Below are 21,919 nucleotides of genomic sequence, written 5' to 3'. Positions count from 1 at the left end.
ACAGTATTGATGAAACTTTATATTGTTCCCACACCTATCGGAAATCTTCAAGATATGACTTTTAGAGCTGTTGAGGTTTTAAAAAGTGTGGATGTAATTTTGGCAGAAGATACGCGTACAAGTGGAAAATTATTGAAGCATTTTGAAATTGGTACACATATGCAAAGTCATCACATGCACAACGAACATAAAACAACGGAAACGTTGATAAAACGGATGCAAGCAGGCGAAACTTTTGCATTAATTAGTGATGCAGGAACGCCCGCAATTTCAGATCCAGGGTTTTTATTAACACGTGCATGTATTGCAAATGATATTCCTGTAGAATGTTTGCCAGGCGCAACGGCTTTTGTGCCAGCTCTAGTGAATAGCGGATTGCCAAATGATAAATTTGTCTTTGAAGGTTTTTTGCCTGTGAAGAAAGGAAGACAAACCCGTTTTAAAATTTTAGCAGAAGAAACGCGCACGATGATTTTTTACGAATCGCCACACAAGTTGGTAAAAACATTGGGACATTTCTGTGAATATTTCGGCGAAGACCGACAAGTCTCCGTTTCCAGAGAATTGACAAAACTCTACGAAGAAACCATTCGTGGAACGGCAAAAGAAGTCTTAGCATATTATCAAAACAAACCACCAAAAGGCGAAATTGTGGTTGTTGTTGATGGAAGGAAATAGTGGCGTTTACGTCATGCTGAACTTGATTCAGCATCTCATAACAGTAAGTGCTCATTTTGTGAGATTCCTGCCTTCGCAGGAATGACAATGACATTTGAATCTTCCAATAATCTAAAACCCAACACCCAAAAGCAAAGGAATACGCTAGCGCAGTTTATAACTCGTGCTTAAAAACTCAACTCGCTTTCTCCAAAATGCCACGCAACGAAAACACATTCTTGTGAACCATTCGTTTGGGTTTTTTTAGCAAACTTTTCAGGATATCTTTTTCTTGTTGTATTGTATGAAATACCTTTTCAAGTATTTTAAAATCGTTAGCAGTATACTTAGGCAAGCATAAAATATACGGTAACTCATTTACACTTGTCAAATACCGAACACCAGCTTTTATAGCCGCATGATGTCCACGATCTTTTTTTACATCAATGATTGAAATTTGAATACTTGCTTCTTCTTGAATTTCTTTCAACAATTCAAATGTCTTATCCGTACTTCCGTTATTTACAAAGCACACATTTAGCTTTGTTTTTTCGGCAAATAAATCAATAAATTGCTGTACTTCAACTTTTCTTTCGGCATTACGGAACACAATTAAAATTCCAATCTTCATATATAGTAGGTTTAGGGGAATATAGTTAACAATTAAGTATTTTAAGTTTCATAGGTTTTCATTCCGCATTTATTGCGGAGTCTAATTTGAAGCGTTATAAATTCCTGCCTGCGCAGGAACGACAATAGAAATCGAATTATCCTAAATAACAACTTTTGCTTCTATAGTAGCTAAAGCTTTATTTTTACCTCGATACGACCAAGCAATTTGACCTAACTGACCAATAATTTTGATAGAATCTTTCATAGACAATTTTGAACCATCTGCATGAATCCAACGTTTCAAAGGCTTTTCACACATCATTGCTCTTGCTTTGTCCAATCCGAAATGTCTACGCATGCGCATGAAAATTTCCACATCAAACAACCACTTTGTGATAAATTTTTGATCAAAAGCCAAATTGATCACATCTTTATGGAAAATCTTTGCACCACATTGTGTGTCTTTAAAGTTCATTGATAAAATATTACGAATAATCAAATTGATCGTTAAACTAATAATTTTACGAGCAGATTCTTTCGTAATATTTGCGCCCATTCGGCTAATTCTTGAACCACTTACAATCTTAAAATCAGAACCTTCAATCGTGGAAACTAAATCGTCAAAATCAGCTAAATCGGTTGATAAATCAGCATCTAAAAAACCTATATAATCTAAATCGTCTTGTTGTGCCATATGTAACATTCCAAGTCGAACAGCTTCTGCTTTTCCACCATTTTGTTCACAATCATATACGGTAATAAAATCTTCTCTACCGTTCTGTAAATTGTGTAAAACTTCCAACGTTGCATCGGTACTTCCGTCATTTACAAAACACAAATGATATCCTGAATTACGATCAATAAAATCTGTAAACTCTGTACTCAACAAACGTTCTGCTTCGTTATAACAAGGAATCACCACACCAACACATCGTTGCTGAATCATCACAGTATGTGTAGTGGCAATTGTGGTCGTTTTTGGCACACCAATCAATCGTTTTACGCGCGCACAAACTTCATTTAAACTCAACGGTTTCTTCATATAATCATTCACACCTAAATCAAAACCTTTTGTAATCATTTTATCATCGGTATTTCCAGATAATATCATAATTGGCGTGTCATCTTTCTTATCTCTGCGAATATGTTGTACGATTTCCATTCCTGAAACCGTTGGCATATTCATATCTACAATGACCAAATCTGGTTGAAACGAATCGTATACTTCCATTCCTTTCAAAGCGTTTGTTTCGGTTAACACTTCATATCCTAATTCAGCCAATCTGCTTTCTAAAGGAATCAAAACTAATTTTTGGTCGTCAATAGCTAAAATTTTCATCGTATCGTATTTTTAATTAGAGTATTTTTTAAGTGGCATTCATGTGATTTTCTGAATGACTTACAGGTCAAAAGTAGGTTGGATTCGCTGAGAATTTTGCCAGAAGGACTCAAAACGGAACTATCTTTAGACGAAATGCAATTTCCTTTAGTCCAATTAAAAATTACACCGTTTATCTTTAACATAATGAAATTCAATAACGAAAAGTTATATGAAAGCGTCATTCTGAATTTGATTTGGTTTGACGAAGGAGTATTATATATGTCACACTAAAAAAGATGAAACAAACCACAAATAAACTATTACTATTAGCACTACTTCTTGGAGTCGTGTTTCACGGTACGGCTATCTTTTTTACGTTGGAAACTACCTATGATGCATTAATTCATTTGTTCTTTGCCGATCATTACGCCAACAGTTGGTTTGAACCATGGAACTATAAATGGTACACAGGATTTACCGTAATGAGTTATCCGCCATTAGTACATCAATCAATTGGCGCATTGTCTTTATTGGGCGGATTAAAATTTGGATTGTTTACGGTTGCTATTATTGCCATCATACTATTCATTACAGGTACGTATCGTTTCTCATTACTCATGTCAGGAAACAAAAGAGTTGCGGGTTATGCGGCAATTCTGGCGGTTTTTTCATCATCGTTTGTAGAAACCTTACACATCTTTGGTCAATTGCCAAGTATTGTTGGAATTTCAGTGTTGATGCATGCCCTTCCGGAGATTTACCTCTGGTTAAAAACTGGCAAATACAAATACCTTCTTACGTCGCTTTCGCTGATTGCCGTTACGGTAACTTCACATCATGTGACGCCAATTTTTGGAATGATCTTTTTCATATTTCCATTAATCGGAATGGTCATTATGGATGCTTCTCGCGAAAGTGTACACTCGATGAAAGAAGTTACATTTTTAGTATTTTGGAAAAACTTTTGGAAGCTTTTTAAGCGTATTGTTGGTTTCGGAATATTGTCGTTGGTCATCATTGTTGGATGTATTTTACCATATTGGATCAACTCCAAAAACAATCCAATCACGCAAGTGCCAATTCCACATGGCTCACGTGATCATTTCTTAGAAATCACATCATCAGGATTGGTGTTTTTTCTAATTCCTTGGGGAATATTACTATTCTTGTTACCATACATATTTTACAGATATTATAGCAAACGCTACTTATTTTTTGGCTTGTCCATCACACTATTATTCATCTTAGGAACTGGTGGCACAACGCCAATTCCACGTATGATTTTGGGCGAAACCGCTTTCAATATTTTAACTTTAGACCGTTTCACATTGTGGGCTTCCATTATGTCATTGCCATTATTTGGAGAATTTGTCTATCGCTTTTCAGAAGCAGATTTAAAAACATTTTTTCAAGAAAAATTTGGCGCCATGTATCACCGAATCATTGGTGGCGGATTGGCAATTTTATTTGTTTTCATGACTATTTTCACAATGAGTTTGGGATATTTCAGACCTTCGCAACCGCAAAAAATAAACATGTTGCCCATTGTGAACTTTCTCAACCAAGATCAACACGATCAATGGCGCTATTTAACCTTAGGTTTTGGCGATCAAATGGCTTGGTTATCAGCACAAACAAATGCACTAACCGTTGATGGAAACTATCATTCTGCACGTCGTTTGCCAGAACTCACCACACGACCAATAGAGCGTTTGGAAAACTCTAAATTCAAAGGAGTTGCCGGAATAGGTTCATTGCAACAATTCTTGACAACTCCAGAAAAATATAATTTAAAATACATCTTTTCCAACGATAAATTCTACGATCCAATTCTCTATTTCTGTGGTTGGCAACGATTGTCACCATTGGAAAATGGTATCATGGTTTGGGAAAAACTAAATGTGCCGCCACTTTCTTCTATTTTACCAAAAGATGAAGTATCAACTTGGCAAAAACTCTTATGGGGAATCATGCCGTTTCTTACCGTAATTCTAGCATTTTTATGCAACATTCAACCTATATTTCTGAGGTACATTCGGCGAAAGCGAACTGACGCAAATCAATATTTACAATTCAATACCAACTACACGAAATTCTCAAAAAATCTTGTAAAAGCAAGTCACGTTTGGGCAATGATCTTGATTGGAATTTTAGCCTTTGGAACGTATCAATTCTATATTAAAAATGATGCACAACGTTCGCCAGAAAATGTCGTAAAAGCCTATTATGATGCACTCGATTTCAAGCAGTTTGAAACTGCACATAGTTTCATCAATCCAGAAAGTAACCTAACAATTGCGCAATACATGTTAGAAATTTCATCAACAGATGGATTGTTGAGTTCATACGCAAAACTAGATGCAATTACGACCGAAATCACAACGGAAACAGACAGTTTAGCAACACTAAAAATTAGCACAAAGTGGATTACACCATTAGAAAAAATTGAAAAAACAGACTATAAAACAGTCGTAAAACGCAACGAAAAATGGTTTTTAGAAGCCGAAAAAGTTACTGCCGATTTACCGCCAGATCAACTATTTTCTAATAACAAAACCGCCTATTTCAATCACGGAAGAAGACGCATTACTACGGAACAAACCTATCATGAAGATGTATTAAAACAACCCGTTTTAGAAATTATTTCTGCAAAATTGGTACAACGAAATGGACATTACGCGTTGGTAGGCGAAGTGCAAAATATTGACAATGTGCCAGCCGATGTTGTCCTCAAAGGAACGTTATACAATGATGAAAATGTAGCATTGGCAACCTACAACGCAAAATATCATATGAAGCACAAACTCATGCCAAAAGAAGTGACTTCATTCCGAATCAACTTTGAAGGTATTGCGTGGTCCAAAACACAAGATTCCATTCCAGAAACCTTCAATCCTGATGAATTTACGCCCGTAGAATTGACAGACATTCCAACGAAATTCAACTTGCAAGCCGCAGGAAATGTTTCAGGTTCCGATTTATACAAAAACATCGTGTTGAGCGATCTCAATATCAATTCAAAAAACATTAGCGGAAACCTCTTTAATAGTGGATTGCAAGAAATTACAGTTCCACAGTTATTGATTTCGTATTATGATGAAAACAAGCAATTAGTATGGGTAGATCATCAGTTTTTAAACAAAGGAATTCGACAACAACGAAAACAATCGTTTACCTATGAAATCTTGCAAAATGAAGCTATAAAAATCATCAATTCTAACATGAAAAACTGTTACGTAAACGGTTTGCCAAATGAAGATATCTCTAGTAAAATTATCCCAAATAGAAAAAATTACAACGTGTTGCAGCAAATTTCACATCCAATTTATAGTTATGTAAAAATTGAAATGAACGCCTATATCGGAAATCCAAAATGATGAACTTACACTACATATTCTACTTTTTATTAGTTGCGTCAAGCGCGGATGGATTCAGCATGAATGTTACCGAAACGATTCAGTTGGAAACTTCTAAACGTGAATTCACGGCTGGCGAAATAATTGTGTTGACATTCTCGGGAACGCAAGATGCTTCCATTCAACTATATTGTGCCAACAGTTACGGGACGACTTTAGTGTCTCCAAAACTTGAAAAAAATCAACTGCAATACACAATTCCAACGCAGCTTTGTAGCAAAATTGGTGTGGTAAACTGGAAACTTTTACACAAAAACAACTCGCTTTCAGGAACCTTCAACATAGTTGCGCAAAAAACGCCTGTTGCTATGGAAACCTATGTTGGACCACCAAGTATTGCGGCTGGCGAAAACGATTATACAATGTTGGTTGTCATTCCAACAGACGCTTTGGACAATCCAATACAGGAAAACACGGAAGTTGCGTTGAAACGTCAATTTTTGGCAAACGAACAACAAGAAACAATATTGACAAAAAACTTAATCGCGTATCAAAATATCTATTCGCCTTCAGAAAGTGGTAGAATGTTATTGGCAACCGAATGTTTAGGCTTGAATTCTAAAGAATATACCGTAAATGTTTTGCCTGCAATTTCCACAGATTTTGAAATATTTGCGAAACGACCACATGAATATGCGGATGGAAATCAAATCACAACGTTTACGACTTCCATTTTAAAAGATAAAAACGATAACATTATTAGCGATGGTACTTTCGTAGCATTCTTCATCACAAACATCAACGGAAATCTACTCAAAACTTCAGGAATGACGATTGATGGCGTTGCCACAGCAAAAATGATACATCCAGATCATCAAGAAACCTGGAGTGTAAAAGCCATTGTTGCTGGAATTTCAGAAAGCAATAAGATCTCTTTACGCTATAAAAAAGTTATTGAAGATTTTACAATTACATTCTCAGAAAAGAATAGAAATATTGAAGTTGGACCTTTAAAAAGCTTTATGAATCAATTAATTCCAGATGGCTTGCAAGTCAAATTGATTGTTTCTCAAAGCGGAAAAATTATTGAAACCGCTATCAAAGAATCGCGTGATGGTTTTGTGAATTTTGAATTAAACCCGAACATTTTAAGCAATGGAAATTATGATTTAGAAATTACTACCGCAGGAATAACAAAAACAATTCAAGCAAAAAAACTATGGTAAAAGCAGACAAAAATATCATGCGTGGATTTTTGGTACTAACTTATATCATCATCATTTCGATGCTGATTTTCGTCATTGGAAGTTCGTTTAGTTACCTAAATACAGGCGCTGACAGAAGTAGCATGTTGCATACAGAAGTGAAAAAAGCGACAGTATATTTACCAAAACTAACTTGGACAACTGATGGAAATGAAGGTAGAAAGCTCGATGCACAAACCTTGGCAAAAATTGAATCTGATTATTTGGACGCTTGGTATGTAAAACAAGTTGTGTACAAAACCAATCAAACGACAGGAATTGATGATTTTTATACGGAAAGCGCACGTAAAAATATCGTTGCGTTTATCACGCAAAATAAAGCAGAAAACATTTCAATACAGGCAACAACACTTTCGCATCAACCAAATATTGAATTCTTTAGTGAAGATGGACAACTCATCGTGTTGAAAGACGAAAATGTAGTGGAATACAAGCAACTCTATAAAGATGAAAAGTTTGTCATGGAAACTACGGAAACAGCAACTTACAAAGTGATATTATTGTTGGAAGATGGTTTTTGGCGTGTGCGTCATTTGGTAAAAGAACGTGTGAAATCAGTTGAAACTGCTACGGAAAAACAAGCAGTTCCTAACTTAAACATGAAAGGAATCAATTACTATCCGCAAGCAACGCCTTGGGACATGTTTGGCGATCAATTTGATATTGAAATCATCAAAAATGATTTTGACATCATCAAAGATGCAGGTTTAAATACCATTCGAATCTTTGTACAATATGAAGATTTCGGCAAAGCGAATGTAAACGAAGAAAAACTTGAAAAATTGCAACAGGTTTTAGACGCTGCTGCAACTAAAAAACTCCAAGTGGTGTTGACACTTTTCGACTTTTATGGAAACTATGAAATCTTAGACTGGACATTGACGCAACGACATGCAGAAACGATTGTTTCTCGATTTAAAAATCATACTGCAATTGTAGCTTGGGACATTAAAAACGAACCAAATTTAGACTTTGAATCGCGTGGCAAACAAAACGTATTGGCTTGGTTGGAAAGTATGATTTCGCTAATAAAATCAATTGATTCTACACATTTGGTGACCATTGGATGGTCCAATACGGAAAGCGCACATTTACTGCAAGACAAGGTAGATTTTGTGTCTTTTCACTATTATAACGCTGCCGCAGATTTTATGCGGCACTATGCGAATCTGAAAGCAAAAATAACAGACAAACCTATTGTTTTGGGCGAATTTGGACAATCGTCTTACGGTGGATTTTGGAAGCCATTTTCAGGTTCGGAACAAAAACAAGCAACTTATTTCAAAGAAATGCAAGCCATGCTAAAAGCGGAAAACATCTCATTCTTATCCTGGACATTATACGATTTTGAAGAGATTCCAAGTTCAGTTGTCGGAAATCGTCCATGGCGTACAAATCCTCAGAAAAAGTTTGGTTTTATTGATAAAGATGGGAAGCGGAAATTGGCTTTTGAGTTTATGGTGGAGTGATTGAAAGTTAACATGCTAAAAATCTAACTTCCTGTGTGCGTATTTATTTCGTTTATAGTTTTAATTAGTAACTTTATAGCTTTTAAGCTTAATGAATGGGGAAAATAGCGATAAGTATAGAAGATCAGATAAGTAAATTGAAAGATCGAGGAATGATAATGGATTTAGATAATGAAAAAGTCAAAGAAATCTTATTAGATATTGGATATTATCGTTTGGATTTTTATTGGAATCCCTTTGAAATTGACGAAAATCATACTTTAAAAGAAGGAACTAAATTTTCAGATGTGGTCAAATTGTATTATTTAGATACAGATTTAAAACATATTCTGTCAAAAGCGATCAATAGAATTGAGATTAATTTTAAAACGCAACTCATTTATTTTGCTTCTATGAAATATAATAATAATCCTACATGGTTTGCAAACGATAAGATAGTTGCTAAAAAATATGTGGATAATTTTCCAAAATATTATGATAGAAAATTTAAATCAGATAACAAGCCTATCAAGAGCCACCATAAAAAATACCCTAATGAAATATATGCTCCAGCATGGAAAACATTAGAGTTTTTAACTTTCGGAAGTGTTATAACACTATATATTTCTCTACAAAATAGGGCGTTAAAAGAAACTATAGCAAATCGGTATAACATTAAAAGTATCGCCGTATTTGAAAACTTCTTACTAACGATTCTTTTCATTCGAAATATATGTGCACATAGTGATTTATTATTTGATTCTAATACTCCGAAAGAAATACGAACTACACCTTTAATACAATTTAATAACAACAATCGTCATTGTTTAGATTCTTCTGTAAAAGTGATACTATTTTTTCTAAAACAAATATCAACAAATAGACATAATATTATTTATAATGAAATTAAAGAATTATTTAGTCAGTTTGATAGTAATAGGGTTATCAAGGATATAATATCCAATAAAATAGGATATTTAAATACTCAAGAATAAACATATTATATTATCATTGGTATAATTTTTGTATATTTGTACATGTACAGTGCCCAACCAATCATTATGCATTGGTGCTGCACTTAAAAATATTGAAAAATATAGAAACCTAGACAAGCTCTAGGTTTTTTTATACAGAATGTTTTTAGGCACTAAAAATCCACCAACTCCTTCAAAGAAACTTCTAAAGCAATAGCAATTTCCAACAATGAATAAATTGTAGGATTCACCTTTCCGTTTTCTAGTTTTTCCATTGCTTGTCTGTCTTTATTACAAGCGCGAGCCAAATCAGATTGATTCCAACCTTTCTGACTTCGTAATTCAACAATACGTTGACCGATTTTCTTTTTAAGCTCTTCTTTATTCACAAAACAAATGTCAACTAATTATACGACAATTTTGTCATATAAAAGTTTGACAATTCAGTAATTCATATTATATTCGTCATATAATAATATGACAAAACTATGAAGAAGCATCGAATTTTAAAAATACATAACAAGTTTCAGTTAAGAGCTTGGAACAATTCCAAAATTGTACCTGAAATTAGATTGGAAGGAAAATGGTTGGAGGAATTAGGTTTTACATCAGGAAATAAAGTAGTGATTGAGCAACAACAAAAGAAGTTAGTCATTACGTTATAGAAGTGATTTTAGTTTTCTGACGTCATTCCTGTGTAGACAGGAATCCATAATATTTCAAAGTGGATTCCGCATCAAGTGCGGAATGACAAAATTTCGTTGTAATTAACCAGAATGCTAGCGCGAGTTTCCGAACTCGTGCCGACAAACAAGCTAAAACATTCGTGAATTCGTGACAGAAAAAATCTTGAAGTATTTTTAAATGGATTTCGCATCAAGTGTGGAATGACAAACTTAAAAATATGAACCTTTCGTCATACTGAACTTGATTCAGTATCACATATCAGTGAGATTACTGTTTTCTCAGGAATGACAAAATACACAAGTAATATTTGTGAAATTGATCTTAAAAGATGTAAAAAATCAAAAATAATTTGTAAATTACAATCAATTGATAAAGTATATTATCAAATGAAAGAAAAAGAACGAGTAAAAGATCATTTAAACGAACTACAGGAAGTTTTGGGAAAGGAATATCTCAAAGAAAATGTAGCAAGTCCGTATGATTATATTTCTATCGCAACCGAAGGACTTAATGCAAATGTGATTAAAAATTTTAGAGGATATTTTGATCTTTCCCTAAATGAAACGGCTGATATGCTCAATGTTTCCGAACCTTCTATTTACAGATGGACAAAAGCCAATAAAACTTTAGAACGAAATGTATCTATCAAATTATTTGAAATTTCAGAATTATTTTTGCTAGGAACAGAAATTTTTGGAAGTAAAGACAACTTTTTCAAATGGCTAAATTTGCCAAACACCGCTTTGGGCGGCATGGAACCGCAAGAACTGATCGAAATTCCTGAAGGTGTTTCTAAAGTTCGTGATATTTTGGGCAGAATAGAACATGGAGTTTACAGCTAGTTTCCGATGAAAGTGTATCGAATTACAAGCAAAAAATTTGCACACGATATCTCTGGAACTGGCGCAGCAATTTACGGTGGTCGTTGGAATAAAAAAGGAAGTGCAGTTTTATATACAGGAGAAAGTAAGGAAATTGCATTGCTTGAAACCATTGTTCACATACCGCCAATGTTGATTCCAGACTTGGATATTTTGACATTTGAAATCCCAGACGATTCTATTACAACGTTAAATAGAAGTGATTTACCTTCCAATTGGAAAGATTATCCAGCACCAACAATTTTAGCACAATTAGGAGAATATTGGTTTTTAAATCAAGAAACGATTGCGCTTAAAGTCCCAAGTTGTATTATTCAAACGTCACACAATTACATTCTGAATTGTCAACATAAAGAGTATAACAAAGTAAAATTGATTTCACATGAAGATTTTCACTTTGATGCACGATTGAATTCGTAATACTATAGATTTTAGTATTTAGAATTGAGTACTTTCTAAGAAATGTATTATTAATATTGAAATCGAAGAGTAATTCAGTATCACATAAGAGTGAGATTTCTGCTTGCGCAGGAACAAGTCTAACATCTAACAGCAGAGCGATCTAATAGCTTTCTTTCAATAATCGCTTCAAATTCTTCCAAATACATATCCGTAATGCGTTCCATAGGAAAAGCCGTAGCAGCTTTGTAATTGGTCTTTCCAAGTGAAATTCTATACGCATCATTCGTTACAATCGCTTCAATAGCATTTGCCAAACTGTCTACATTTGTAGGTTCAAAAAATTCGCCTCTATAGCCTTCATCTTTTACCAACAACGCTAAATCGCCCAAATCTGGCATCACAACAGCTTTTCCATAACTTCCTGCTTGGTGCAACACACCTGAACTTCCAGTAGTAGACGTATATGGAAAAACCACAACCGCACTTTCGTTAAATAACGGTGCCACATCAGCTTCTTCCACATAACCTGTAAATGTCAATTGTGGAACATGTTTGTATTGTTCTTGTACAGTTGCTAAATACTCAGGCACATTTGGATTGTCCGTTCCTGCAATAACGATTTCCAAATCGAGATCTGAAGTCTTTCGAACTTTCTCAACGGCTTCTATCATGCTTTCTACTTTTTTGTAGGTTCCAAACTTACCAAACGTCATTATTTTAAACGCGCCATTTGGTAAATCATACGAAGGACTTTCCGCAATTTCAAAAGTTCCGTGTGGAATCACGGTGATGTTATCGGCTAGATATTTTTGTTCTAAAACAGTCACATATTTTTGCATCGTAACGGCAACTTTATCTGCTTTCAGTAACAATTTCGTCAAACTCGTTCCGATGAAATTATAAGCTTTTTGTAAGAGTTTATTTGAGGTAAATCCTGCGCTTTTTAAATCAACTTCTTCTAGGATATTGTGTAATAAAACAATGTTTGGAATATTCTTCATAGAACAAATCCAAGGAAGCATCAAACCTAACGCGGCAGCCACTTTTTTATCGCCAAACTTCATGAATTGCAAATTGAATAAAACAGCATCAGGTTTTGTTTGATTGATGGCTTTGGCTACCGAAAAAATATTTTTATAACTGTTAAACTTCCAGCATTCCTTTACGGTAATTTTGCAACCAGCTTCCGAAAAATTCAAGTCTTTTGCTTCAGGAGTTTCGTCCGTTAACAAAATGATTTCCGTAATATTTTCCTTCTGGCGAAAGCTTTTCACTAAGTGATATGCGTATTCGTTTAAAGTGACTTTGCTTGGTGGATAGGCAGTTACAATTGCGAGTTTCATAAGAGTTGATTTTTAATTACAAGACAAATTTGCACTTTACACCTCTGAAAAATAGACGCCTTGTGCCGAAATGCAAGTATGTTTAGATGAAAGGAAAAAAGGTTTAGATTTGTTTTTTTAAGAGTGAAGAATATAGAATCAAGAATTAAGATTTTTTCTGATGGCACTCTTTTCTTTAGAAGAATATATAGTGTCTCGAAGTAGATCTCGATACAATTTTTTATTGATCTCGACTGCGTTCGATATGACAGAAAATCACTCGATCGGACGATTTGGGAATACAACAATTTACGTCATACCGAACCATGTACTGAACTTGATTCAGTATCACATAAGGATGAGATTCCTGCCTTCGCAGGAATGAAAAACTAGTTGTTTTTCAAGAAAAAAGACAACTGAACAATCAATAGCAAAACCATCGCAATGATTTGTACATGAACAACTTGTGCTAAGCTCTCATGAAAGAATACAACCAATACAATTTGCAGCATTCCGAAAATTCCAGAAAGGACTACGGGAATGTATTTGTCTAAGGATAAATAGTAATATGCGAAGATATTTGAGATGGCAAAAATTCCGGTTGCCAACGCATATTTCCATAGTAATGGAGCAATTTCTAAATAGCTTTCGCCGAATAAAATATGTATAATTTGTGTTGGAAAGAAAACACAACTAATGATAATTACTGCAGCAATTCCTCCAATATATGTTACGTATTTTAATAAGATAGGAACCGTATTTTTTCCTTCTTTTTGGAGTTTTACAACGGTTGGTAATAGCAACATGACAAACATCCAAGCAATGAAATATACCACACGACCAATTAACGCCAACGAAGCATACAAACCTGCATCGTAGGATTCAAAATAGTGTTTAACAAGTAAAATATCACTGTTGTTTATGATGATTTGCGTGAGTTCATAAAAAGCAGTAATGATAAAAAAATTGCGAACCAACTTACTTTGTGTTTTGCTTAATACGTTTGTACTTTTCCAAGCTATATTTTTGAAGTCAAAAGGAAGCAATCCGCACAAAAAGGAAGCTAATATTCCGAAAGAAATGATCAAAGAAGATTCAATTTGTAAAAAGTATAACAACGCTAAAGTGATGAGTAATCGACTGATCATTTCGGCTTGATACGTTACCGAAAGTGATACCAATTGTTGTTTTCCTTGAAAAATTCCTCGGTTGACACTCATGATGAAATAGAGTGGAATTCCAATTCCAAACGCAACAAACATACTTGATGTTGAGGTTTTGAAAAATAATTGTAATTCTGTTGCGAAGAAAATAATGAAACAACCTAAAACGATTCCTGTCAACACGGATTTCTTATACATATTGGAAGCAAATGCTTTGAAAACACTCGTTTCAAATAGTACTGAGAATTTGGCAGTAACCAATTGAAATGTCATCGCCACAAAGGATAACACCAATAAAAAAGTAACCAATACGGCAGCATCTGCAAACTTTTCAGGCCCTAAAAATCGACCTAAGAGTAAGTTATAGACATAGTTTCCACCATTTACCAATAGTCCACTGAGCATAAATACATGTGTTGTAGTAAGGTTACTTTTTATTTTTTTTGTGATTGCGATCATCATGATTTCTTTTAATGTATACGTATGTTTTTATCTCAATACTTATGACTCAATACACACTACTTTTAATACGTTTTTGTGATTATATCTGCTACAAATATCTCTGAAATGCTACCAAAAAAGGGTCGTTGTCGGCGAGATTCAGTTTTCTTACGATGAATGAAGCGTAGTTGATGCTTACCTTACAATTGTCTAAAATCAAGGATTATGAACACAAAATATATACTACTTTTCGCGTTTCTATTTATAGGTGTTTTTTGTTATTCTCAGAATATGAAGGAAGGATTTTCATATTTGGAAAACGGAAAGTATCAAGAAGCAGAAACATTTTTTAAAACGATTTTACAAGAATATCCAAACAGTAAAACAGCTCGTTTGTGTTACGGTCGTGCAGTTGGTTTGAATGGCAAATCTGCGGAAGCGAAAACAATCTTTTCAAGTTTATTAAATGATTTTCCAAACGATTTTGAAGTGCAATTAAATTATGGCGAATCGTTGTTATGGAACCAAGAGTTCAATCTCGCGAAAGCGTACTACCAAAAATTAGTCAATACAAACGCTAAAAGTTTCCCAGCGTTGTTAGGCTTTGCCAATACCTTATCCAATATACAAGAATATGACGAAGCGTTACTATATGTAAATAAAGCATTGGAAGTTTCACCCGAAAATCCGAATGCGTTGACGTCTAAAAAATATATCTACCTAGGTTTTGCGTATCAAAAACAGCAATTACAACAATATATTGAAGCAGAAAAATTGCTCAAAAAATGTTTGTCGCTTTTCGCGAATGATACAAATGCGCTGTTAAATTTGGCGAATTTGTATTTAATCATGAATGAATTTGAAAAAGCGGAAGAAACGTATGTGATGTTAGCAAAAAATGTTTCCAATGCATTGGAATCGCTCAATGGTTTATCGTTGGTTGCACATTTAAAAGGAAAGGAAAAGCAGGCATTACAGACAAGTCAAAAAGCATACGATCTTTTGTTTGGTGTGAATGATGCAGCTCGAAAACAACAAACGACAGAACGTTATATTCAAGCTTTGATTTGGAATAAAAAGTACGCAAAAGCAACACGTTTGATTGATGAAATCATCATAAAAGAGCCAAATAAAAATTGGATTTTAGCCTTACGCGCAACCTTGAATGTGTACAAAAGTAATTTTAAACAGAGTTTGGCAGATTACGATCAGATTTTAGTCAATGATTCTACGTCTTTCGATGGAAATTTAGGAAAAGCCAATGTTTTAAAAGCGTTGGGAAAATATGACGAAGCATTCGCTGCCGCAGAAAAGACGCTGACGCTTTACAATAATCAGAAAGATGCGACCAACTTTATTAAAGAATTGAAAACGAAATTTACACCTTTTTACGAAGGAAAAGCGTCGTACAGTTTTGATAATGGCGATAACGAAGCGTTTTCGGTTCAAAATACAGTTGCGTTTCCGTTTTCAACACGTTTGAAATTGCTTGGAAATTATAATTACCGAACGACAAACAATACGGTTACGAATAATAAAGCGACTTCACATGCACTTTCGGCTGGTTTGAAATATCAATTGTTGCCAACGGTAACCTTTAAAGGAACTTTCGGTGTGACAGCTGCCACAGCAGAAACCAACGATTTTACGCAGGTAATAGCGGATGTTTCATTGAATATAAAATCTTTTAAACTACAAACCTTGGATATTGGTTACAACCGTGAAATACAGAGTTTCAATGCGGATTTGTTAGATCGTGAAATTGTTCAAAACAACTTTTATGCGAATTATAATGTGAGTACTAATTTTAATTTGGGTTGGTTTACACAATACTATTACACGTCGCAGAATGATGATAATTCCAGACATTTATTATTTACATCTTTGTATTATAACATTTTGAGCAAACCTTCTTTAAAAGTAGGGTTTAATTACCAATATATAACCTTTGAAAAGCAAGTACCAAGCATTTATTTCAGTCCTTCTAATTTCAATGCAGGTGAAGTTTTCTTAAACTTGATTAAAGATGAAAACGTGACCAAACCAAAGGAATGGTTTTACGAATTGACGGCGGCTACAGGTTTGCAATATATTGAAAATCAAGAAAGTCAAAGTACGTATCGTTTTCAAGGAAAGTTAGGCTATAAATTCTCGGATCGCTGTTTGGCAAATGTATTTGGAACACGCAGTAATATTGCTTCTGCCACTGCTGCAGGATTTACCTTTACGGAAGTTGGTGTGCGATTGAAGTGGGTTTTTGGTGGGAAAAGTATTCTAAAGACAGGAAATTAAGAATCATTTATAATTTCGTTTCGTTTATTTCGTTTATATTTGTATTGTACTGCAATACAATACAAATGGAATATCTCAACGACATAAAAAAACCTTCTAAGAAAGAACAGCGTATAGCAATGGAATCCTACAGTGCGCTTGCTGCAACGTTGCAAGAGTTGCATTCTGAAAATCCAGAAATTGAAATTGAAGAAACGACAGAGAAAATTAAAATTCCTCTAAAAGCACTTAAACTTCTAGCTAAAATATTAAAAGCAACAAGTCAAGGAAAACCAATTTCTGTAGTTCCTATTGCCACAGAGATGACTACACAAGCTGCTGCAGAATTGTTAGGTTGCTCACGTCCGCATTTAGTAAAACTACTAGAAAGTGGCGAAATTCCATTTACCAAAGTTGGAAGACATCGAAGAGTGATGTTTGAAGATGTCATGAATTATAAGAACGCTAAAAAGCAAGAGCAAGAGCAATTGCTTATTGACATGATGAAGTCTGATGAAGAATTAGGTTTATATGATTCATAGTGTTCGTTTTACGGCGGTTTTAGATACCAATGTTATCTATCCTATTGAAATTAGAGATTTACTTTTTTGGTTTGCACATTTTGATTTATTTACTGTGAAATGGAGTCAACACATTTTTGACGAATGGAAAAGTGTGATGGAGCGTAAAAATATCCCTAAATCAGAGATTATAAAGCGTACTCGTTTTGCTGACTTAGCTTTTCCCGATGCTTTGGTCACAAATTACGAATCATTAATTGATGCTTTATCATTACCAGATGAAAAGGATCGTCATGTACTTGCCGCAGCTATTAAAACAAATGCGAATGTGATTGTTACTAATAACTTGAGAGATTTTCCTAATGATTATTTAGCAACTTTTGGATTGTCTGCAAAATCTGCTGATGATTTTATTGCAGATATAATTGACTTAAATCACAAAAAAGCGGTTAAAGCTTTTAGAAAACTAGTATTAAACAGAACGAATCCTGACTTAGACGAATATCAAGTTTTAGATAACCTACGAAAAAACGGTTTAATAAAATCAGCTGATTATTTACATTCCTTGATTTAAACAAACAAAAAGACAAAAGAATCCAATCTTTTGCCTTTTCTAATCAACCAATTTTAAAAATTACTATGAAGAAAAACTATTTACTATTTCACTATGAGTTTTAAGGTTTTATAGGTTTGGGTTTTGCTTTGTATTTTACAGAAATACAATCCAGGACGCAGGTTATTTCGGTTTAGGGGGATTTTATTCTGACCGTTTTCAGTGCTAACCTTCATTGTATAAACTACTTTACCTACTTGGTCATAAACAGATAACTGTGCGTCCTCAGATTGCTTTGCAGTAAATAGGATGTTTGTATGTGATGTCATCGGATTTGGAATTGCCGATATGCTTTTTATTTCGTTTTCAAGCTCAACAACACTCAATGTACTTTCATTTGAGAAATGTACATGTGATATATTCATTGTCTTTGTCACCACTTGCCCGTTTTCTGAAGTCATTGTAAATACAATGGTAACGACATCATTTAATTGAATTTCTTCGCCTGATGTTGAACTAAAACTAGCCAATGGAATGTTGAATTCTTGTTCAGTTTCCGTAAGTGTAATTGTTGTTTTGTATTGTGCTTCCCAATCGCTAATACTTTGTTTTACGAAGGTAATTTCTAACGTTCCATTTCCGCTTGCCAACAGATTAAATGTATTGTATCCTGTAAGATCAACAGCTTTAAATCGTGGAGTTAAGGCTCTGTACGCTGCAACATATGTACTTGTTGTTGCTTGAAGTGAAACGTTTCTTTCTATCGGAAATACATCTGAATCGTACGAAAAATCATTTGGAGAAACGTTATAGTTTACAATTGTTGTACTTGCTTCCGAATCGTCAATTCCCCATGGGCCATCAGACATAAATAAATCATCAGGTGTGGCAATTCCATCGCCAATTCTGAATCCGATATCAAATAAGTTTCCTGTTGGGACTTGTAAATTTGTGATATAGTTACCGTTTAAATCCAATGTTGAGGTTGTATTGTCAAAATCACTGGTTTCTGTGGTTCTAAAACCTGCATCAAAAGCTACGTTTCCAGTTGCATTTGTGTTTACGATTTGCAACTCTAACGCGCCGTTTTCATACATTCCTTTTCGTACAAAAACTGTTGGTGGTGTTGATATATCATATGCTGAAATTGGTTTTTGAACGTTCAATAATCGTACGACTTCTTCTCCTAAAAGGTATAAATCGTCTAAAGAATTTGACCAAATTTGAAAGTTGTAAAACGTCATATTTTCTTCATATTTATCTAAATTCCAGTGACTTTCAATTTCAAAATTTGCATCGTTATTGATTGTTTTCGCCGAAAGGCTTAATACAAATTCTACGGTATTGTCTGTATTTCTAATTAATGATTTTATAAATTGTTGTCCGTTGATATCAATCGTTGAAACTGAAATTAATTCTGCGCCCAACAAACGATCACAAATGTATTTTGTGTGTTCGTATACGCCATTTTCAGTTTTGAGTGCTAAAATTGAAGCGACAGCATTGTTATTTCGCATATAATCAACCGAATAAATTTCAGTAGCATTTGTAATGGACACCAAATCTGACGGCGTCGATTCTATAGCAGCTTCTTCGTTGATAATGTCTAAAGGAATAAAATCTTGCAATGTGAAACCATTCTCACTTGTTTCTGCATAAAATTGTGAACGTGTTACACGTGGCGCACTGTTTTTATCGAATGTAAAATTTGTTTTTGCACGATTGTAATTACGTTTGTTGATTGCATCAGATAATCGTCCGTTACTTTCCAATCCGCCTTCGTTTCCGCTTGACGATTCTGGATCAATCACATCACATTCGCCATAACCTGAACAAGAAGGATCTTGACAGTCTATCAAACCATCGCCATCATCATCAATGCCATTGTCACAAATTTCTTGTAATACTGGCGCCGTAGGACAACGCGCTCCGTCATTACTCGCACTTGAAGGTCCAAACGCAAACAGATTGGAAACCATTCCATTACTACCATTTAAATCTTGTACCGCTTGAATGACATAAATGGTTCCCGTTTGATTGGCAGACACATAAAAACGACCTGAAAGATCAAAATATACGGCACCGTAGGTATAATTTAACCCAGATAGAATTGGAACAACACCAAGCGATTGCACACTGTTCGTCGTAGGATCTATTCGATATAATCGATTTGTGCCTTTTTCAACCGTATATAGTTTGTTATCAACGGCATTAAACGCCCAATCGTGAATGTTTATATTTTGAGATAAATTCTCAGTTCCTATATGTTGTGTATACGTTGCAGAATTAGGATTTACGTCTATTTTATAATATGTGGTTCCGCCACCTTTTAAATGATAAATTCCGTTAGCACTGATATCGCCCACATACCTGTTGGAAGAAGGCAATTCGTCCACATAAAAAGAAGTTGTTTGAAAATCTTGCCCAATACGCACAATTGTTTTTGCTGGAGTGCTTAATGATCCCCAAATAAAACCATCTGCAGGATTGTAAGCGGCTGCATTAATGCTTCCTGGCGTGACATCTTCCGCCACTAAATATGAATTTCCAGAAGCCAAATCAATAGAGTAGACATCATTGTATTGAAACAAATAGGCATCATACACACAATTGAATGGGTCGTTTTGAGCGCTGGCAATTATCGTAGTACAGATGCTTAAAATTAGTAGTATTTTCTTCATGACATTTATTATTTATGTCACAAATCTAGGAAGTGAAAAAAGGTAAAATCGCCATCGTCGGCACGATCAGTTTAACTGTAGACGAAATGCAATTTTCTGTTGACAAACATATTTTATCGAACAGCAACATTTGATGCTTTTCCGTATATTTATCAAGTATGAAACAGCAACATTCAGATAAAAAAGTAAAGAAACCTTGGGCTACAAAAGCTGTAATGGAACAGATTTACGAGTTAAATTTTTGGGGAACTAATGATACAGATTTTTATTCTGGAGATGGATCACATCATGCAGAAATTGTAAATCCGTATGTGGCAATTGTTCGTTCGTTTTTGACATCTTTTGATAAAAAATTGACGGTTTGCGATTTGGGTTGTGGCGATTTTAATGTTGGAAAGCAATTGACAGCATATGCTCAAAAGTATATTGCAGTTGATATTGTGGAAGCTTTAATTGCGAGGAATAGGAAGAAATTTCAAGTAGAGAATTTAGAATTTCATTGTTTGAATCTTACAGAAGATAGTTTGCCTGTGGGCGATTGTGCTTTGGTGCGTCAAGTATTGCAACATTTATCAAATGCAGAGATAGAACGCATTGTGCGAAAGTTAGAAAAGTACCACTATGTGATTCTTACCGAACATCTTCCTGTTGGAGATTTTATCCCGAACAAAGACATTATTTCTGGACGCGGTATCCGATTGAAACAACAGAGTGGAATTGACTTGTTGGCCGCGCCGTTTTATTTGAAGGTAAAAGAAGCAACACCATTCTTGTCCGTTGTGCCAAACGATGGAAAAGGTGTGATTGTGACAACCTTATATAAGACGCTTTAGACTTGCTCCGCGCTTAGATTTTTAGATAGTTGGATTTCTTATCAAGCAAGGAATGACGTAGAAGTGCAAGAGTTATAAATTTGCGTTAGCTGTGTGAACCGTGTTTTATTTTTTCCACTTTCAATTTTAAACTCACAGCTTGCGCATATTCCAATTAGTATGAATAGTAGTATTTTTATTATAGTATGTTTCTACCGTCATTAGTAATTTGTACTTTGTCATTTTGTGACAATAGACAGCCAACTTCTACCAATCTTTGAATTACTTTCTGAACTTCATTTTCAGAAATAACATTATTGTAATTTTCGATTACTTTATTGATGTCACACTTGCCCTTACATTTGTAATTGATATATCTAAGAATTGAATCATCTCTTTTGGTAATATCTTTTAGACCAAATAGTTTATATGGATCTCCTTTAGTTATTGCTTTTTGATAAGCATTATAATTGGATATTAAGTGTATTAAATCGCTATCAAAGTGAATGTATAATTCATAGTTGACTTCTTTATAATTAACAGTAGTCGTGC

General features: G+C 34.5%; 19 protein-coding genes. 12 read left to right on the top strand and 7 right to left on the bottom strand.

Going from position 1 to position 21,919, the window contains the following annotated elements:
• Window positions 1–6 precede the first annotated feature (6 nt).
• A complete protein-coding gene (gene rsmI, locus AA089_RS19150) occupies window positions 7–678 on the top strand; it encodes a 16S rRNA (cytidine(1402)-2'-O)-methyltransferase (protein ID WP_046758612.1) in 672 nt (223 codons plus the stop codon).
• Between the two features lie 175 nt (window positions 679–853).
• On the opposite strand, the gene AA089_RS19145 is transcribed toward rsmI, so the two are convergent.
• A complete protein-coding gene (locus AA089_RS19145) occupies window positions 854–1,288 on the bottom strand; it encodes a glycosyltransferase (protein ID WP_046758611.1) in 435 nt (144 codons plus the stop codon).
• Window positions 1,289–1,429: 141 nt separating this feature from the next.
• Window positions 1,430–2,608 (bottom strand): response regulator, encoded by a 1,179-nt coding sequence (locus tag AA089_RS19140; RefSeq protein ID WP_046758610.1) that lies wholly within the window; start codon window positions 2,606–2,608, stop codon window positions 1,430–1,432.
• A 278-nt stretch (window positions 2,609–2,886) separates the two neighbouring features.
• Between AA089_RS19140 and AA089_RS19130 the strand changes: the two genes are divergently transcribed.
• The 4 genes from AA089_RS19130 to AA089_RS19115 all read left to right on the top strand — a co-directional run bounded on the left by AA089_RS19130 (window position 2,887) and on the right by AA089_RS19115 (window position 9,654).
• Window positions 2,887–5,967 carry a membrane protein gene (locus AA089_RS19130; RefSeq protein WP_046758608.1) on the top strand — a complete coding sequence of 1,027 codons (3,081 nt, stop codon included), beginning with the start codon at window positions 2,887–2,889 and terminating at the stop codon, window positions 5,965–5,967.
• Window positions 5,964–7,172 carry a hypothetical protein gene (locus AA089_RS19125; RefSeq protein ID WP_241480016.1) on the top strand — a complete coding sequence of 403 codons (1,209 nt, stop codon included), beginning with the start codon at window positions 5,964–5,966 and terminating at the stop codon, window positions 7,170–7,172. The genes AA089_RS19130 and AA089_RS19125 overlap by 4 nt, the downstream gene beginning before the upstream one ends.
• Window positions 7,166–8,680: a cellulase family glycosylhydrolase gene (locus tag AA089_RS19120; RefSeq protein WP_046758606.1), complete on the top strand. Its 1,515-nt coding sequence runs from the start codon at window positions 7,166–7,168 to the stop codon at window positions 8,678–8,680. Before AA089_RS19125 ends, AA089_RS19120 begins: the two co-directional genes overlap by 7 nt.
• A gap of 95 nt (window positions 8,681–8,775) precedes the next feature.
• Window positions 8,776–9,654 carry an Abi family protein gene (locus AA089_RS19115; protein ID WP_046758605.1) on the top strand — a complete coding sequence of 293 codons (879 nt, stop codon included), beginning with the start codon at window positions 8,776–8,778 and terminating at the stop codon, window positions 9,652–9,654.
• 152 nt (window positions 9,655–9,806) lie between these two features.
• Here the strand turns inward: AA089_RS19115 and AA089_RS19110 are convergent, their stop codons facing one another.
• On the bottom strand, window positions 9,807–10,022 hold the full coding sequence (locus AA089_RS19110) for a helix-turn-helix domain-containing protein (protein WP_046758604.1): 216 nt from the start codon (window positions 10,020–10,022) through the stop codon (window positions 9,807–9,809).
• A 99-nt stretch (window positions 10,023–10,121) separates the two neighbouring features.
• Here AA089_RS19110 and AA089_RS24310 point away from each other — a divergent pair, with 99 nt between their 5' ends.
• The 3 genes from AA089_RS24310 to AA089_RS19100 all read left to right on the top strand — a co-directional run bounded on the left by AA089_RS24310 (window position 10,122) and on the right by AA089_RS19100 (window position 11,621).
• Window positions 10,122–10,298 (top strand): SymE family type I addiction module toxin, encoded by a 177-nt coding sequence (locus tag AA089_RS24310; protein ID WP_082113351.1) that lies wholly within the window; start codon window positions 10,122–10,124, stop codon window positions 10,296–10,298.
• A gap of 408 nt (window positions 10,299–10,706) precedes the next feature.
• Window positions 10,707–11,162, top strand: coding sequence for a type II RES/Xre toxin-antitoxin system antitoxin (parS, locus tag AA089_RS19105; RefSeq protein WP_046758603.1), 456 nt, complete (start codon window positions 10,707–10,709; stop codon window positions 11,160–11,162).
• A 6-nt stretch (window positions 11,163–11,168) separates the two neighbouring features.
• Window positions 11,169–11,621 (top strand): RES family NAD+ phosphorylase, encoded by a 453-nt coding sequence (locus tag AA089_RS19100; protein WP_046758602.1) that lies wholly within the window; start codon window positions 11,169–11,171, stop codon window positions 11,619–11,621.
• Between the two features lie 119 nt (window positions 11,622–11,740).
• Here the strand turns inward: AA089_RS19100 and AA089_RS19095 are convergent, their stop codons facing one another.
• Window positions 11,741–12,946 carry a glycosyltransferase gene (locus AA089_RS19095; RefSeq protein WP_046758601.1) on the bottom strand — a complete coding sequence of 402 codons (1,206 nt, stop codon included), beginning with the start codon at window positions 12,944–12,946 and terminating at the stop codon, window positions 11,741–11,743.
• Window positions 12,947–13,314: 368 nt separating this feature from the next.
• Window positions 13,315–14,547, bottom strand: coding sequence for an oligosaccharide flippase family protein (locus AA089_RS19090; RefSeq protein WP_173427070.1), 1,233 nt, complete (start codon window positions 14,545–14,547; stop codon window positions 13,315–13,317).
• A 207-nt stretch (window positions 14,548–14,754) separates the two neighbouring features.
• On the opposite strand from AA089_RS19090, the gene AA089_RS19085 reads away from it, so the two are divergent.
• From AA089_RS19085 to AA089_RS19075, 3 genes are all read left to right on the top strand, one after another.
• Window positions 14,755–16,821, top strand: coding sequence for a tetratricopeptide repeat protein (locus AA089_RS19085; RefSeq protein ID WP_046758599.1), 2,067 nt, complete (start codon window positions 14,755–14,757; stop codon window positions 16,819–16,821).
• Window positions 16,822–16,886: 65 nt separating this feature from the next.
• Window positions 16,887–17,342: a helix-turn-helix domain-containing protein gene (locus AA089_RS19080; RefSeq protein ID WP_046758598.1), complete on the top strand. Its 456-nt coding sequence runs from the start codon at window positions 16,887–16,889 to the stop codon at window positions 17,340–17,342.
• On the top strand, window positions 17,332–17,895 hold the full coding sequence (locus AA089_RS19075) for a PIN domain-containing protein (protein ID WP_046758597.1): 564 nt from the start codon (window positions 17,332–17,334) through the stop codon (window positions 17,893–17,895). Before AA089_RS19080 ends, AA089_RS19075 begins: the two co-directional genes overlap by 11 nt.
• 83 nt (window positions 17,896–17,978) lie before the next feature.
• Here the strand turns inward: AA089_RS19075 and AA089_RS19070 are convergent, their stop codons facing one another.
• The gene (locus AA089_RS19070) at window positions 17,979–20,555 is read right to left on the bottom strand and encodes a T9SS type A sorting domain-containing protein (protein WP_046758596.1); all 2,577 of its coding nucleotides are present in this window, start codon (window positions 20,553–20,555) and stop codon (window positions 17,979–17,981) included.
• Between the two features lie 158 nt (window positions 20,556–20,713).
• Between AA089_RS19070 and AA089_RS19065 the strand changes: the two genes are divergently transcribed.
• Entirely contained in the window at window positions 20,714–21,388 is a 675-nt protein-coding gene (locus AA089_RS19065) for a class I SAM-dependent methyltransferase (RefSeq protein WP_046758595.1), read from the top strand.
• 178 nt (window positions 21,389–21,566) lie between these two features.
• Here AA089_RS19065 and AA089_RS25220 read toward each other — a convergent pair.
• The coding region (locus tag AA089_RS25220; RefSeq protein ID WP_046758594.1) for a hypothetical protein at window positions 21,567–21,919 on the bottom strand (353 nt) is incomplete at its 5' end.

This window comes from Kordia jejudonensis (assembly GCF_001005315.1).
Classification (GTDB): domain Bacteria; phylum Bacteroidota; class Bacteroidia; order Flavobacteriales; family Flavobacteriaceae; genus Kordia; species Kordia jejudonensis.
Note: the sequence above shows the minus strand (reverse complement) of the source record. Positions and strands in the feature narration are given on the sequence as shown.